General features: G+C 34.9%; 11 protein-coding genes and 1 pseudogene. 2 read left to right on the top strand and 10 right to left on the bottom strand.

All coding sequences use genetic code 11. From position 1 onward, the window contains the following. Positions 1–129 precede the first annotated feature (129 nt). From ACIQXW_RS02880 to isdC, 5 genes are all read right to left on the bottom strand, one after another. Complete coding sequence (locus ACIQXW_RS02880; RefSeq protein WP_402759788.1) at positions 130–3,294, bottom strand: NEAT domain-containing protein; 3,165 nt, start codon at positions 3,292–3,294, stop codon at positions 130–132. 369 nt (positions 3,295–3,663) lie between these two features. Further along, the gene (locus ACIQXW_RS02875; RefSeq protein WP_402759786.1) at positions 3,664–4,434 is read right to left on the bottom strand and encodes an ABC transporter ATP-binding protein; all 771 of its coding nucleotides are present in this window, start codon (positions 4,432–4,434) and stop codon (positions 3,664–3,666) included. Positions 4,435–4,449: 15 nt separating this feature from the next. After that, complete coding sequence (locus ACIQXW_RS02870) at positions 4,450–5,418, bottom strand: FecCD family ABC transporter permease (RefSeq protein WP_402759784.1); 969 nt, start codon at positions 5,416–5,418, stop codon at positions 4,450–4,452. A gap of 21 nt (positions 5,419–5,439) precedes the next feature. Beyond that, positions 5,440–6,360, bottom strand: coding sequence for a heme ABC transporter substrate-binding protein IsdE (isdE, locus tag ACIQXW_RS02865; RefSeq protein ID WP_402759782.1), 921 nt, complete (start codon positions 6,358–6,360; stop codon positions 5,440–5,442). Positions 6,361–6,432: 72 nt separating this feature from the next. Beyond that, on the bottom strand, positions 6,433–7,119 hold the full coding sequence (gene isdC, locus ACIQXW_RS02860) for a heme uptake protein IsdC (RefSeq protein ID WP_401018846.1): 687 nt from the start codon (positions 7,117–7,119) through the stop codon (positions 6,433–6,435). Between the two features lie 439 nt (positions 7,120–7,558). Between isdC and ACIQXW_RS02855 the strand changes: the two genes are divergently transcribed. Together ACIQXW_RS02855 and ACIQXW_RS02850 are read left to right on the top strand one after the other, a co-directional pair. After that, positions 7,559–8,200: a TetR/AcrR family transcriptional regulator gene (locus ACIQXW_RS02855; RefSeq protein ID WP_402759780.1), complete on the top strand. Its 642-nt coding sequence runs from the start codon at positions 7,559–7,561 to the stop codon at positions 8,198–8,200. Continuing rightward, a complete protein-coding gene (locus ACIQXW_RS02850; RefSeq protein ID WP_402759778.1) occupies positions 8,190–8,864 on the top strand; it encodes an MBL fold metallo-hydrolase in 675 nt (224 codons plus the stop codon). The genes ACIQXW_RS02855 and ACIQXW_RS02850 overlap by 11 nt, the downstream gene beginning before the upstream one ends. 161 nt (positions 8,865–9,025) lie before the next feature. On the opposite strand, the gene ACIQXW_RS02845 is transcribed toward ACIQXW_RS02850, so the two are convergent. From ACIQXW_RS02845 to ACIQXW_RS02825, 5 genes and pseudogenes are all read right to left on the bottom strand, one after another. Next, a complete protein-coding gene (locus ACIQXW_RS02845; protein ID WP_402759776.1) occupies positions 9,026–9,628 on the bottom strand; it encodes a nucleotidyltransferase domain-containing protein in 603 nt (200 codons plus the stop codon). A 144-nt stretch (positions 9,629–9,772) separates the two neighbouring features. Then, complete coding sequence (locus tag ACIQXW_RS02840) at positions 9,773–10,363, bottom strand: histidine phosphatase family protein (protein WP_401018850.1); 591 nt, start codon at positions 10,361–10,363, stop codon at positions 9,773–9,775. 220 nt (positions 10,364–10,583) lie between these two features. Continuing rightward, positions 10,584–11,057: an 8-oxo-dGTP diphosphatase gene (locus tag ACIQXW_RS02835; RefSeq protein WP_402759774.1), complete on the bottom strand. Its 474-nt coding sequence runs from the start codon at positions 11,055–11,057 to the stop codon at positions 10,584–10,586. 518 nt (positions 11,058–11,575) lie between these two features. After that, positions 11,576–11,908 (bottom strand): annotated as a pseudogene (locus ACIQXW_RS02830) (ABC transporter substrate-binding protein); the annotation flags it as partial. Between the two features lie 120 nt (positions 11,909–12,028). Further along, positions 12,029–16,966 carry an S-layer homology domain-containing protein gene (locus tag ACIQXW_RS02825; RefSeq protein WP_402759772.1) on the bottom strand — a complete coding sequence of 1,646 codons (4,938 nt, stop codon included), beginning with the start codon at positions 16,964–16,966 and terminating at the stop codon, positions 12,029–12,031. Positions 16,967–16,991: the final 25 nt, after the last annotated feature.

The raw sequence follows: 16,991 nt of genomic DNA, 5'->3' as shown, positions 1-16,991 counted from the left end.
TTTTTTTATTGGATGAGGAATCCACGGCAATAGTGCGAGATGAATAGATCATAGGAGCACAAAGCATAGTCGCCTCATCCAACTTTTGAAAAAAGTTTATGGGATAGTAATAGTTCCTTACTTTAATTATTAATCAATTAAATTAACTAATTCTAATGAACGTTTTAAAATCTTCGCCATTTGAGCACGTGTTAAATTACTTTGTGGGTTTAAATAACCATTAGACCCCGTCATAATATCTAGTGCTTGCAATTCTGATACTGCTTGCTTTGAGTAGTCAAATACTTTATCAGCATCTTTGTACGATAAAGCATTTTCATCAACTGTTACTTTATAGCCTTTATATTCAAGCATACGTAATATCATTGCAGCTGCTTGCTGACGTGTAATATTTGCTGTTGGATTAAATGTTGTGGCATTTACACCTGTTACAATACCGGCCTCTACAAGTGCTTGTACTTCATTTTCATACCACTGACCTTTAACATCCTTAAACGCAGTTGCTTTTGCTGATTGAATATTTAAAGCTCGAGCAATCATCACTGCAAATTGTGCACGTGTAATATTTTTATTTGGACTAAATGTTGTTGCTGTTGTACCTGTTGTAATCCCAGCAGCATATAAAGCCAAAATTTCATCCTTACTGAATACATTATCGATATCTGTAAAAGGATTTTTGATCGTATTATTAGGGTTGTTAGAGTTATTAGGGTTATTAGAGTTATTTGTTTCTTCCTCTAAAGCTGGTACATTAAATGTAAAGAATAATGTGTACGCCCCATAACCTAAACTACCTGAATCGATAAATATTTTCGTAACGCCATTGCTATCTTGAACTAATGGTAAACGGACAACGCGTACTTGATCCATTTTCTCACCAGTAGAACTAACCACTTCGATATTTTGTTGCTTACCATTTCCATCAATATAAGCAAGTGTTTCAAAACCATAAGCTTTACCGATTAGTGTCATTTCAATGTAACGTTTACCGTCAATCGTTACTAATTCAGCTTTTGTGAAGTATGGTGCTAAGTAGTTTGTAATAAAGTCAGCCATATTGCCGTTTGGATCAGCCTCCATTTTATACGTAATTGACTGACGTGTATTCTTTTCAATTGTATTAGTCGTCGTTGCTGTTACATTTGAGGAAATTGTCTTATCCGTCGTTACAGCTTCAAAAACAAGATTATCCAGTGTATCTGCTTCAAATGAAAGTGTTGTTGTTTTTGCAATTGCAACCGGTACTAATGAAGCTACTTTATTTGACCATTTCGCAATTTCTTTACCATTCTGTTTAACAATAAAATTTTGTAAGTTATTTTCAATATTTATTGAAAGCGTAACTTTATATTTGTTATTTTCAAATACTGTTTTTGCTTTTTGTAGGAATACAGCTATCTCTTTTGCATTGTTAGCAAATTCAAATTTAACTATTCCCTCTTGACTAAAGTTCACTGTAGTACCTGTGTTTGTGTTAGTTCCGTTATTAGTAGTACTTCCATTTGTGGAATTACCATTTGACGAACCACTATTCGTTGAGCCGCCTGTATTTGGGAATGTCGTACTATCATTGATCTTAGAAAGTGACGATTCATCAAATTTCAAAAGAACATTATAGTCATGATGATAGTTAAGATCTGCAATATCTACTTTTACCCACGCATTTTGAATCGCAGTTAGACTTGATACTGTAAACTGCACTACTCGTACATCATTTGAATCGCTAATCGTACTAGGTGTTGCACCATTCACTGTAAATCCAGTAATCCATGAACTATTTTTTAATGTTAATTGAACTTGATAAGAAGAACCATTTTTCACTACATATGCTTGATTATCTACATATGTGTTCATAATAGAACTACCAGTACCTGATTCATTTAAAAACGTAAAGTTTACTGTATACAGCCCATTAGTTGATTGTTCATTGTTTTCAGTGTTAGAATTGTTATTGCCACCGGTATTTGAATTATTATTGTTCTCCCCAGAACCTGATTCACTGCCGTTGGTATTTCCTTCTGAACTATTATCCTCTTGTTTAGCAATTTCACCTGTTAATAGTACTTTTTCAACTGTCGTACTCATAGCCGAAGCGGTACCATTTCGCTCAGTTGTTAACGTGAACGTTAAATTTTCTAATGAAGCTACTGTAAATTTAATTACACTTTTCGTGCTACCTGCTGTCCATTCTGCAACTGTATTATTTCCTTGTTTTACAGAAAAGCCCTTCGTCGTATCATTTACAGCTAAATTCATTGTTACAGCTATTTTATTGTCTGCTGTTTTTGTTGCATATGCTTGTCCTAAAAGGGATGCGATTATTGTATGAGCTGGTGCACCAGAGCTGACAGGCGTCAGTCCAAACTCAATCACTTGATTGTTCGAGTTGAAATGCTCAGGTAAATAAACACTTGTTTCTTTTGCCGGTTTAAAATCAAATGTAAACGGCGTTGCTGGATATCTGTCACCAGACATAATGACCGTAGCTTTTAAATCAGCATCTAATTTTACTTTTATGACACGTACTAATGAATTTCCTTCTCCTTCAGAGCTTACAATTTGTACGTCTTCTCCGTTTTCACTGCCTACTTTGAGCGTCGTAAATGCATATGTGTGACCTGTTAGTTTAATATATGCGTATTTTTCTAAACCATTAGTAGCTAAATCAGCATAGTTAATATAGCTTTTAAAATACGTATCATATGTTTTATTATCTGTTAAAAATGTGAAAGGAACGTTCTTTGTGATAACTTCTTCTGAGTTATCTCCTGGTTGTCCTGGTTGTTCCGGTTGTCCTGGTTGTTCCGGTGCTTCTTCACACACACGATTAACTTCCGTAACATCGGCAACTTTTAAATACACAATATAGTCATGGTCATAATTTATCATCGGAATGTAAACATCAACCCATGCTTTTATTGTTTGCTCATATTGATCAACTACGAAAGTGTAAATATCGTTACCATTAGTGTCTGTAGTTTTTTCAATAGCTGCTTTTAATTCCCCACCTGATTCAACTTTAAAATCCTGATACCATGTTGTATTTGCTTGTGGCACAGTAATGTCTATTGTATATAGACCATTATTGTGTTTAACAGTAGCTTCCTTTTGAACATAGCTATTCATCATTGAATCTGCTGTTTGTTGTTCATTGAGAATTTTGATATTTGCTGAATAGTTAACTGCGCAACTAGATGCGGTATTCTCTTCCGCCTTTACTTCCATTCCAAAGCCCGGTAATATTGCACCTAACATCAGCACTACCATAGCTACATATTGCAAAAATTTCTTCAATACACTGACCTCCTGAATTTTTAAAATTATGTTGACCTATTCTGTGCGTTACTACCTCCTTTATATTAAAAGATTTTCTAGTACTATCCCTTAACTCGAATAATTCTCATTGTCAATTAAAGTTCATGAAAACATCTATTGATTCTCCGGATGTTTTAAAGTATACAATCACTTATAATTGATTATGATTCTCATTCTCACTCATTATAACTCACATACTATTATTGTCAAGAAAGCGAAGATATGTTACGAGATATTATTTTTGTTAATAAACTTAAAAAGTAAAGCTATAGGTAAATATAAGAATTAATCACAATTTAACTTAATAAATCTACGAAATTAATAATATGATATGTCTAAAAAATTCACCTAAATCTTTACTGGCATCATATACGTACCAACAATTTCATGCGTTTGAATAATCACTTCAACACCATACACTTCCTTCATACGTTCCGCTGTTACTGTTTCTTTAGGTGACCCCTCACATAAAATTTTACCTTCCTTCATCAAAATTATATGATCACTATATTTTATTGCTTGATTAATATCATGCAACACCATCACAATTGTTAAAGAATTTTCTTTGTTTAATTTCTTCACTAACTCCATTAATTCGATTTGATAAAAAATATCTAAATATGTTGTTGGCTCATCTAAACAAAGAATGGATGATTTTTGAGCAAGTGCCATGGCAATCCAAACACGCTGTCGTTCACCACCTGATAATGCATCCAAGTTACATGTACGTTTCTGTGTTAAATTCGTTGCTGCCAGTGCCCAGTTTACTGCCGCCTCATCTTCTTCAACATTTTTTTTCATCAATTGTTGATGAGGTACCCGTCCATAAGCAACTAGTTTTTCAATCGTAATATCTTGTGGCACTATGTTTTGTTGATAAACAATTGCAAGTTTTTTCGCAAATTCCTTTGCCTTGTATGCCATTATATCTTTCTGTTCTAACGTTACTGAGCCTTGTTGTGGCATATTATTACGGGAAATGACACTTAGTAATGTGGATTTCCCACAACCATTCGGGCCAATAATCGTCGTGATTTTCCCTTTTTCAATAGTTGTCGTAATTCCATCTAAATGATTTTTCCTCTGATCATAAGATAGTTTAATTTGTGAAACTTTCAATGCACTCACCTCTCTTTACTTATCTTTTCGAATTAAGAAGATTAGGAATGGCCCACCGATTATCGCCATTATTGTTGAAGCTGGAATTTCTAACGGTGCAACTAATATTCTGCCTAGCGTATCAGCAGTCAAAATCAGCAAGGCACCTGCTAATGCTGAGAATGGAATTAGCCATTTATGGTCTGAGCCTACTAACCTTCTTGAAATATGCGGAATTAATAACCCAACAAATGCAATAACTCCTGCTGTAGCAGTTGAAATAGCCGCTAGTAATACCGCTATTGCTGCAATAATTAGTCGTGCACGTGTTACATTAAAGCCTAAACTCTTGGCTGTTTTGTCTTGTAACGCCAATAAATTGCACCACGAAGCTAGTAATAGAGAAGCTAGTAATCCAATCACACCATAAAATGTAATTAAACGTACATCACTCCAAGTTCGCATTGACAAATTAGAGCTACCCGCTCCACCAACCATGATATTCATATAGCTACATAGCGTAATAAACGCTTCTGTTAGACCAGTAAACATCGCATTAATCGCAATACCTACTAAAATAATTTTCAAAGGATTTAAGCCTGATTTCCAGGACAACATGAATACTAAAAAACAAGCGAATGCTCCACCAAAAAAGGCCAATAATGGTGTGAAAAAAAACGCCATTGGAAATAATGTAATGGCTAATAATTTTACAAATGATGCTCCTGCTGAAATTCCTATTACACCTGCATCAGCTAATGGATTGCGCATAACTGCCTGCAATAATACGCCGGCAACAGACAATGCTGCCCCTGCAAATATAGCGACTATAATCCGCGGGAAACGTAAATCTTTAATAACGGAGTAATTTGCATTTTCTTCACCAAAAAAGGCTCTAATAAATTCCATCGTATCCATTTTAATAGAGCCAGTAATTTCAGAATATATAATAACAACTAAAAGCAAAATACTTACAACTATAAAACTACTTATTTTTTTATTCATCTTAGTCCTCTACATTTCTCATTATGGATACATAATGTTAATCAATTCTTCTAGTGCTTGAGGTACTGCAAGGGTTGCTGTTGTTCCAAATAACGGCTCCTCTAAATCATACACACGTCCGTTTTTCACAGCGTCAAAATGCTTCCAAATATCATTCGTAACAAATTCTTCATTAAACATTTCCACAACTTGATCAGGCAATCCATGTGCTAGACGAATAATAATATCTGGATTGCTTTGTTGTAAAAATTCCGTATTAGATGGTAAATACTCTGGTTCTTGTCCGCTCATCACATTTTGACCTCCAGCCATTCTCACTAAATCTCCAATATATGAATTTTCGGTTGCCACCAAATAGCTACCTGGAATACCAAGTAGAATTAAAACTTTAGGGGATTCTTTTGATTCTACTTTCATTCGAAGGGCTGCAATCTTTCCTTCAAGCTCTGACACTAACTTTGTTGCCTCATCAGTCCGATTATAATTTTTCCCAATTTCTAAAATAGCAGCTTTCATATTATCAATACTTTGTAAATTTACATATGAAGCATTGATACCAACTTCATCGAATGTCTTTTTTAAATCTGCCTCTAAAGTTGTCACTGAGAAAACCTCTGTTGGATTCAAAGATTTTACAATTTCCATATCGGGTGACATCGGACTACCAACTTCGGGTAAACCTTCATAGCGTTTAGGTAAATCATAAGCAGTCGTAGGAACAGCAATGACATCTAAATTTAGTGCATCTAAAATATGAGCAACTGCAACTGTCGTTGGAATAATTCGATTTTCAGCTTCAACAGTTGTATTATTTTCATCCTTTTTTTCTTCTACCGTATTTTCATTTTCCTTAATTGAACTAGTGCATGCTGAAAGAACGACAAAAATAATACTTAGCGCCACTATATGTAACTTTCTACTATTTACTTTTGTTTTTATCATGTTCATTCACTCCTTTTAAAAAGCACCCTACTCCTACCTTAGCGAAGTAGATGAGGGTGCTTCCGAAATATTTCAATTGATTTCTTCTTCCTTCATGCGTTTTTTAAAATTAAATAAGATAAATCCACTAACACAGAACAATAAAAGTATACCTATTGGAAAAGCATCACTTGTTTGAGGATTTGTTTCTTTTTCTTTAACTGATGAAGTATTTGTATCACCAGTATTAGTTTTAATAGTCGTGTTAGTGTTAGTGTTAGTGTTAGTGTTTTTTGGGTCCGTTGTAGCTACTACTGCACTACCATCTTCATTTTTCAATGACGCCGGATCCCATACAAAATCTACTGTGTATTCATGATGATAATTTAAGTCATCAATATCCACCTTCATCGTAACTGCAGTCGGCGATGAATAAGAAGGAAGTGCAAATTGGACGATACGTGTATCCTCTGCCTTATCTTCGCTAATAACTTTATTACCGCCTGTACTCGATTCAAATTTCGTTATCCACGCACTTTTTTTCATTTTTAGCTGTATTACTGAAGAGCCATTCTTAACAATAATTGTCCCAGGCTTCAAAAAGTAATCATTTGCTATTGAAGCAGATGAAGAATTTGGTTTATTCACTTGATAATTGATTTTGTATGTCCCATCTGCAAGTGCAGCAGATGCGTTTAAAATTGGCGTAACGAAAAATGTTAATAATGAGACTAACATTAAAACAGAAAATAACCTTTTGATAATAAAACCTCCTTTCAATTGATAATCATTATCAACACTATGTAAATAAAAAGGGATATTTAAAAATACCCCTTTTTATTCTGCGTGTTCGACATATTAATGATAATGATAATGATAATCATTATCATTAATTTAATAATATTATGGATAAATTAATTTGTCAATACTAATACAAAATAGATTATTTTTCCTATATATATTTATAAGTAAAGTAGGATTTCACAATGCAATAAAATAGAGAATGTAAAATTACATTCACCTCCCTATTTCCCCGCTACCCATTCTATTTATCTTTTCAAAGTACTAAACCTTACCACCTTACCATTTAATCTTGGCTTTAACCAGATCATCTCCTTCTTTAAGCTGCTTATCAAAATTTCCATAAAATGTTGACATTTTACTAACCGATGGTTATTATATAACCATTGGTTAGTAAGTAGAGAAAGTAGGTAATATAGTGAAAAGTAAACAGGCAGAACGGTCTGAAGAAACAAAAAAGCAGATAGTCGAATCAGCAGGTAGGTTATTTTCTGAAAAAGGATACGATTCAGTGACAATACGAGCCATTGCAAAGGACGCGGGGTGTTCCCATACAACCATTTATCTTTACTTTAAAGACAAGGAAGAATTATTACACCAGCTCTCTATGCCACCTTTGGAGGAGCTATACGAACAATTTCTATATCTTTCGAGCTTAAGTACTTTATCTTCAGAAGACAAATTGAAACAAATCAGTCTTGAATATATCCACTTCTGCCTACAGAATCGGAATTTGTATGATATTTTCTTCAACGCAAAGTCTACAAGGGTAGATGAAGGGGATCCACAACTTGAGATAAATAGACTGCGGATTGAAATCTTTGAAATTATGAAGGAAAGAATTCGAGAATGTCTATCTATTTCAGATGAAGAACAATTGTTAGCTTTTTCTCGAATTTATTACTTCAACCTTAATGGCATTCTTAGCACTTACTCGTACCAACATGAACCTCTTAACAGTTTAATGGAAAGATTAACACCAACATTTGATCTTGCAATAGAAATTCTTCTTATAGGCTTTAAAGAAAAATTAAAAAGGGGAAATGAAAATGAAAGCTGAACAAATCTCTGAGCATATCTGGAGCTTAAAGACGTGGATGATTGTTCCGATTCATGTATGGATAGTTATTGAGGAGGATGGGGTCACTTTAGTAGATGCGGGGATGCCGATGATGGCAAAAGGAATTATGAAATTCATAAAGCAGCTGAATGCTGGTCCTTTGCGTAGGATTCTCTTAACGCATGGTCATTCGGATCATGTTGGCGCAGTAAAGAGAATATTGACTCAAAATAAAGTACCCGTCTACGCACACGATATTGAAATACCTTATATGGAAGGTGAAGTTCTTTATCCAAAAAGAAAGAAACTTGAAAATAACTTGCCGAAACAATTAGCTCAGCCCCTCACTGAGAGTGCGCATGGAAAGTTACAAGCTATTGCTGGACTGACACCGTATTTAACACCTGGTCATTCTCCGGGACACGTTGTTTATTTTCATGAAAAAGATAGCGTACTGCTAGCTGGTGACCTTTTCAACTCAAAAAAAGGAAAGCTTCATCCACCAATGTTTACACCTTATATGGAAGAAGCATTACAAAGCAGTTTAATTGTAAAAGAATTAAAACCTGAGCGATTAGAAGTGTGTCATGGAAGTACGGTATATCGTCCAGCAGATCAACTAGATGAATATATTCAAGAAGCGACAAAAAAATTAGAGAGTTAGTATTAGAAAGAGAAGGATAATGCCTTGAATTAGAGGATAGTTGTTTCCTTCTCTTTTGTTACGTCTATGTCATTTTCAATGTATCTTTATTTCTTGTTGTTTGTTAATATCCAACTCACTTAACATTTGGTTCAGTTTTTCTATAGAATCATATTTCACACTTAAATATAGTCAAGCCACGAATGACCAGTTGGAAATTGCTTTTCCAATGTCATTTTTAGCCAATCCTTTTGTTCAGGCTGTAAATAAGGAAGCATAATTTGTAGATCTTTAAAATCTTTTACTCTAACGTTTGCGCTACCACCTTTATAAAGGAGTTGAATCTCGGGCCTCAGGTAAGGTATCTCTTCATTTGTTCTTAAAAATATATCCTCTATTTCTCTTCTAATAGATTTGTCTCGCCTGTATATCCAAGATTGTTGCTCTGTCTCTACTAACATCATTTGAAAAGCCCAGGAGGAACTACTGCTTTTACTAACCCAAATATCATTTGTAGTTTTTAAAAATTCACCTTCTTGCCAAAGAACTAGTTTCCCATTCTCTGCTTTGTATAACATCCAATCTTCTGACAAATGATTATAGATAGTTAATTGTTCCTCTCGAAGTATTATTACATCTATATCATCATGTACCCTGGACTGTTTTCCTAAATGTAAATCTAAAGCCCATCCCCCTGCAATGCCCCAATTAATTGGAATAGTTGAGAAGAGCTTATAAATTTCTGTTACCGTGATTGGTTTCCAATTATCTATATCTGTCCTCAAATAATGTCCTCCACAGAGCTTTGAAATAAAATTTGATTAAAAATAAGCTACAGCTACAAACAATTTAAAACACCACCGTTTTGAAAAAATATTGATCTAAACGGTGGATTTAATTGACGCAATAGCATTTTTCAACAAGGTTTCTTATATATTCTCTAAATGATTCGTATCATTTATAAAGTGAATTATCTTTTCCTTATCAGTAAGTTCAATTAAACTAATTCCTGTATCTCCGATTTTAAAATAATAATCCATGTTGATTGGCATTTGGTAAAAAGCACGTAATATATTATTAATTACGCCGCCATGAGCAACAATCGCAATTCGTTTATATTTATTTCCGGTTACAATTTTAGAAAATATTGTTTCAATTCTCATTCGAAATTCTATGAATGATTCTCCATTTTCGAAACGCTCATGAAAAAATTTTGGCTCTGGATACTTTTTTGCTTCTTCAAAGGATAGTCCAGCTTGAACACCATTATTAAACTCCATTAATTCTTCTTCCAATTGCACTGGGCAACCAATAATTTCTCCTAATGTTTCAGCGGTTTCACGGGCTCTTTTTAACGTACTTGCCCATATAAAATCTGGTGGGAAATCATTTTTTACCTTTTGTGATAAACTTCCCACTTGCTTTCTACCTCTTTCTGTTAATTCAAAATCAGCTCTTCCTTCATGTACGTTTAAAATATCTGCTTCTGATTCTCCGTGTCGAATTAATAGTATTTGCATGTCTTTTCCTCCTAAATCTTTTAAATCCAAATCGTATGAATCTAAGTATTGAATAATACAATGGCTTAGTTATAAAAGTATGTTTTATCTAATGTGTAGGATTTTCAAACTTTCACAGAATTCCCTACTTATTATATGTATGTATCGAACTAACCTCAACAATAGTGAGAAGCGACTGTTCTATTGAACAATAACCCCAGTCAGTTGCACAACATGATGTTTAAGTCTTCTTAATAGTAACTTTGCCCTCTTTATTTTCTGCATGATTCCATTCAACTTGTATTTCAAATGTCCCTTCTTCAAAAAATAAAGGGAATCTTCTTCGAATAGATTCCTGCATTGGAAGGTTATATGCTTCCCTTATATTTACCCAAACTGCCTTTCCTTCTGGGCCATTTTCAAGTAATTCTCCTTTGAAATCTTTTGTGATGTAGTTAAAAATCATATATCTATCCATCGCAACAGGATTTACATATTCATAGAGACCTTTAAAAATAAGGTTGCTTACCTCTAATCCAGTTTCTTCTTTTACTTCTCTAATTGCACTTTCTACTATACTTTCAGGAAATTCAACTTTGCCACCTGGTGGAATAAACCCTTTGAAATTATCGTGTTGTCTATCGAGCAGTAAAACCTTGTCTTCATTTTGAATCATGCAAACAGTCCACATTTTATAATTTACAGAATTACTCATTATTTACCCCATATTTTTTTCTTTCAATTTTACCATATTCCCTTTTTTACTTTTTACACAAAATTCCCCATTCATATTATAAGGTCAGCCAGAGAAATCTAGTTCATTGGGACATAGTAATTCCGACCGAGAGTTTAAACAATAAGCTTCACAACTCTTTGCATTCGAATTAATCCGATCACTTCTCAGTATAGGTGAAAAAATCACAGCACTTTACCTAAAAAAATAGAAAGATTGATAGGTTTAATCTTACAGTATCAAAAAAACGGTAGCCTAGAAATTTTTCCACTGGCAACCGTTTAAATTTTAATACTATTTTCTATTTAAAAATACAATAACTATTAAAACAATCAGTGCTAAAAAGTTTGTAATTGGTACACATTCATTTTGTTACTTCTAAATATCCAATTGCCAAGCATTTTAGGGCCTATAGGTTTTGTCCCTATATTTAACCATTTTTACAACGTTCACCACTAAAATGCGCACAGCAAGTAAAATCATTTTCACTTGGCATTTTCTTAATATTTTGCAGCTTCAGACGATGGATTTAAAATGTCTTTTACTTGTTCTTCTGTCACATCATAGTTGTAAAATTTAGCATAGTAATGTTGAATTTCTTCGGTCATATTATAGTCGAATATTTCGGGATGATTGTGCTGTGCCATCCATTTTAACATAAGTGGTGCATCTCCATTTGGTGGATACCAGCGATAAATACCTAGCGGCACTTTATACACTTGTTTATTTTTTACTGCTTTTAGCTGACTCCAATCTTGACCATCAATCGTATTATTGAATAAGTCTTCTGGCTGTGTTTCAGTAAAGTTAGTAATATAGATAATATCTGGATCCCGGGAGGGCCCTATTTTTAATTTGTACTATAGACGGCTTAAAAGCTCAAGATCCACTGAGAGAAAAGAAGTTCGCAAGTGACAATCCTTTGTGCACACCCCGCTATGGCCATTTGTTTTTCATTTCGTTGTAGCTGCTTGAATTTCAAAGAAAGCCCAATGTTCTCTAGGAATATCTATAAAGATTTGTTCCGTTTCTTCAGTTGGTAATGGTCGAGAAAAAATTCGATTGAGTATCTTTACTGCCTGTGCACGTGTTAATCTCTCTTCCGGTCTAAATTGGCCATCACCTGAGCCAATCATTATACCCATTGCGCTAATGCGGTCGATTTCTTTTGCTGCCCAATGCGTGGATGCGACATCACTGTACGTTTCTCCATTCGTTGGTAGTTGACAATACTGGTTATCTGTAGACGCTTCTGCACATTGCTGATCTATCCATCTTACAGCAATAACTGCCATTTGGGCTCTCGTCATCATATCATTTGGAGCAAATATACGATCTTGACGTCCTTGCATAATTTTTTGTGTACGAATATACTCAATTTCATTTTTTGCCCAAGTCGCAGCTGTATCCACATAAAATAGTTGAGATGCTACTGGTACATCATTGTTACTCAAATTTCTTGCCAGCATTGCTGCCATTTGTGCACGTGTGACATATGCATTCGGACGGAAAGTACCATCTGTGTAGCCTTGTATATATGAAGTAAATGCCCTATCTACCTCTACTGGCTGTTGTTCTTCTTCTTGCCCTTGTTCTACATATAATAAAGTAAAAGTAGAAAAATGCTCTACATCGAAGACAATACCCGTTTGTCCTTTCGAAAATTCTACAATACGCCCACGAATTAATTCGACTGTTCCATTGCTATGCTCTACGTAAATCATGATATTTTCTTGTTGAGCTGAAGTAAGGTTCGCTGGTAATGGCAATAACAATGTCACGGGACGATTTTGTAGATTTGTGTCAATAGTTACTGGTTGACCGACGAGCTTTACATTCGCACCATGACTTTGTTGTAAGACTAATTCTGCTTGTTTAGCCCTATCTTCGATGGCTTTTTGCAGTAGTGCATTTTTTATCTGTATCATTCGAAAATAAATATCGTCATTGAAATCATCCATTGAAGCAAAAGGAACATCTATCTTGACTAGTCCCATATCTATGCCAAAATTAGATTTGCCCTCTAGTAATCGTTTAGCGGCCTCTCGAGCGAGTATGACCTTTGTTTCACTTGCTGGTTGTTCCATGTCGGGAATCATAAGTCGAGGTCTTTTTTCTTCCTTGTTCGCTAATTTGCGAAGGAACTCGTTGGCATTTGCAACTGTAAAATTCACTGTATCTTGGAAATTACCGTTACGAAATTCACGTGTTAATACTGTTTGAATGAGTACCTCATCTGGCATACTAGGATCTACAACATTCACCAAAAATTGATTGATTGGTTCTACAGGGTCTGTACTTGGTGTAATGTATCCTCCATCTGCTGGTACATCGTTTTTAAACCATTCAGCATAGAATAGTAGATTCCCTTTCCCCATTTGAAACATTTGTCCAGCTTTATACGTAATACCTTTGCCATCAGCCTTCGTATTCCATCCTACAAATGTGTAGCCTGTTTTCCTTAAATTATCGGTGTTTCCGAGTACTGTAATTGTTTCGTAACCTTTATATCGCTTCGAATCTGTTGGCACTTTCCCCCCATCAGCTCCATTACTGTCATACGTAACGGTGTATGTTGGTATTGCACTAGTCGTAAAACTCCAAGTAGTATTATTAGTAACTCCGTCATACATATTTCCAGCTAAATCCATAAATGCTCCTGCATCAATTTGAATGCTGTAAACGGTGTTATAGTCCAAATCCACTGTCGGATTTATTGTCACAGTTTCATTAGTGATCGAAACGTTTGCTTGTGAAATACCGATTGTTTCAATAATTTGATTAGTTGAAGCATTTCGAATGAGAATGTTTTTACTAGCTACAGGTAAGATTTTTTCATTAAACGTTAACACGAGATTACCTGTAGGCAGCGCATTAGTTGCAAGATGCGCTGGGTAATAGGTTATTATTTCCGGAGCCTTTTTATCAAACTTCACCATTGCTCCTGTTGAAATCTCTGTAACCTGTGAGCCATCATTCCCCGCTAAATCTTGATAATCAATTGTAAAGTTAATAGGTCCATCTGTATCTACTGACTTTAGTGTATAGTTTGCTTGCCATGTTTTAGCATCGCCATCACCTTTATCACTTACATTTGCTGTTTGTCCTAATATAGCTATTTTGGGCGATTGAATGTCCTCACTTGTTTCAAAATCAATAGTGATAATATTGCCTACTTTAGCAACTGTAGGGTTCGTATTATTTGATACCATTGTCAACTTTTTTACTGTTGGCTTTTTACTATCCACTATGACGAAGCTTCCATCAGTTACGCTCGTTACCTCTGTTGCCGAATTGCCTAGTAAATCTTTAAAGTTAATCGTAAAAGGTGCTGTTCCCTCCATATCACCATTAGCTATAACATGAGTCGCTTGCCAGTTCGTTTCAGCTCCACTTACAGTAGCAGTTTTTCCTGCAATGGTAACTGTTGGTGTTTGGATATTTTTATCTGTTTTTATTGCTAATGTGATTGTGTCGCCTTCCTTAGCCTTTGTCGGATCGAAATTAGTAGATTTGATTGTCACCTCTACAGCTTGTGGCAGAGTTTTATCAATCACAAATGAAATCGTTGAGGTATTACCTACATTATCTGTTACAACCAACGTATAACTTCCAATTGACGTTACAGTGCTGCCACTTGTAAAGGAAGATCCATTCAAGGTAGCCGTTCCTTCATTAAAGCTAATAGTAATGTCAGTGTTATATATACCTCCATTTGAAACCCCTGTTATAAAAGGAGGCGTTGTATCTAACCCAATTGTATCTGAAAATACATTCGATATATTACCTGCTGAATCTTTTAGTTGCATATATACGGTTTTACTACCATCCCCGCTTGATAATGTCCAACTTTTCGAAGACACTTTTGACTCCCAACTGGACCAAGTAGATCCATCATTTGAAAAGCGCATATCTATCGCTTCTCCTTCTGTATCCGTTGCCGTCATTGTTAAAGTAACATTCGAAGAACTTGTATATGCTGCTCCATTATTAATTAGAATAGTGCCTGTAGGAGCGTGATTTTTAGTAATCAGGATAGTAAACTCCTTATCAGACGTGTTGCCAGCCTGATCCGTTACGCTTATCGTAATGCTATAACTATTTTTCGTATCATAGGTAAACAGCGCATTTGTTTTTAATACATTGCCATCAATCGTAAAGAAATTTGTATCCCCAGACTTTAATGCATACCTGAATGTTTGTGCACTACCTGAATCTGTTGCTGTCAATGTCCCAATAGGTGTACCTATAGGTGCCTTTTCTTGGACTATCGTATTAGTAAGTTGAATATTAGTAGGTGGTGTAGCATCATAGAATATTTGTAATTCATTGGATGCTTTATTAAATGTACCACTACTATTCGTAACAACCTTTTCAGGAATTTTAACTTTCACAACTCCATCCGCAATTGGTGATATTATGCCAGTAAATATAGTGCCATCCCCATGAACAGACAATACATTTCCATTTGTAACACTTACATTCCATACCTTAAAATCTACCACTGGCTCACTGAATGCGATTGATATAGTAATTGGATTACTATTTGTTAGACTACTGTGGTTTGATGATATTGTCACGGTTGGATTTGTATTGACATTTAAATTCATCGCATAGCTTGTACTAAAATTAATACCATCACTTACCTTAAATGTAAAAGATGAAGTAGATCCATTATCCATTAGATATTTTAAATGACCCGTATCTAAAATAGCTTTACTAATAGTAGTCATACCATTTGTAATCGCTTCTCCAGCATCCACTTGCTGATTATTATTGCTATCTATAAAGAGCTGTCCGCTATTTGGGATTGTAACAATTTGTATCGCTTGCAACGTATCTCCAGCATCTTCATCCAAAAACGCAAAGGAAGTACTATTAAATGTATACACTTGACCTTCATTTACATTTACGGTTCCATCACTCGATGTTGGAGGTTTATTTAACCCAACGGTTGTTACTTGTTGCATCATATAAGCACTCTTATTGCCATCAGCATCTTTGACAATGACATTGAAATAATAAATTGTATTAGCGGCGAGACCTGTAACAATAAACGAAGTAATATCTTTGGCATAACCGCTTCCTAAAGGTGTCCCATTCGATTCAATGTTACTAACCGTATCCATATTATGGCTACTAGATTGATAGACACGGTATTGTAAATCCTCTTGAGTTGTTAAATCGTCAGATGCTTTAACCCAATCCAACTGTACGCCTGAGGCCGTTATGTTTGAGGCCGTAATCGCATCATTTGTAATGGTTGGTGGGTTACTTGGGTTAGGAATATCAATTGTAAATTGTGTAAATGTTATATCCCATATGCCTGCAAAAACAGTTGGTATATATTGTACACTCGCAGTAATAACAAATGAGTTAATACCATTTATATTTATCGGAATATCATAAATAGGATTAGAATTGGCAACTGTCTTAAAGGTTACAGGATTTCCCTTTGGATTTCCGTCTATATCATACCCTTGAATCTTTAAGCTCAACGCATCGTTTTCCATATGTGGATTTATCGTATCAATTTTTAATGATTTTAAATCGAAGATACCATCAGTAAAGCCTTCCCCAGCAGAAATTTTTATTGATTTGGGTGGTGAAAATTCATTTGCATCAATATAATAACCAGCTGGATATGGTTGCCCATCACTATACTTTAATAAATCAAAACCATTATCCTCAGGAATACCACTAACTATAAAGCCATTAGTTGTATCATTTAGCCAGGATGATTGCGTTAAATCTTGTGTACACTTTGGAAAATTGGGAGTATCGCAAGTTGCGGCCTCCACTTTTAAAGGAGACATCAAGCTTATCCCAGTCAACTGGCTAAAAGTAATTAGCATTGAACATAGCGTTATAATTAAAATCTTTTTTCCCATTTTTGTACTCCTTTTTAGTTGTTTC

The sequence above is a fragment of the Lysinibacillus sp. NPDC097162 genome, from assembly GCF_044762185.1.
In the GTDB taxonomy this organism is placed as follows: domain Bacteria; phylum Bacillota; class Bacilli; order Bacillales_A; family Planococcaceae; genus Lysinibacillus.
This window is presented reverse-complemented; position numbering and strand designations above follow the sequence as displayed.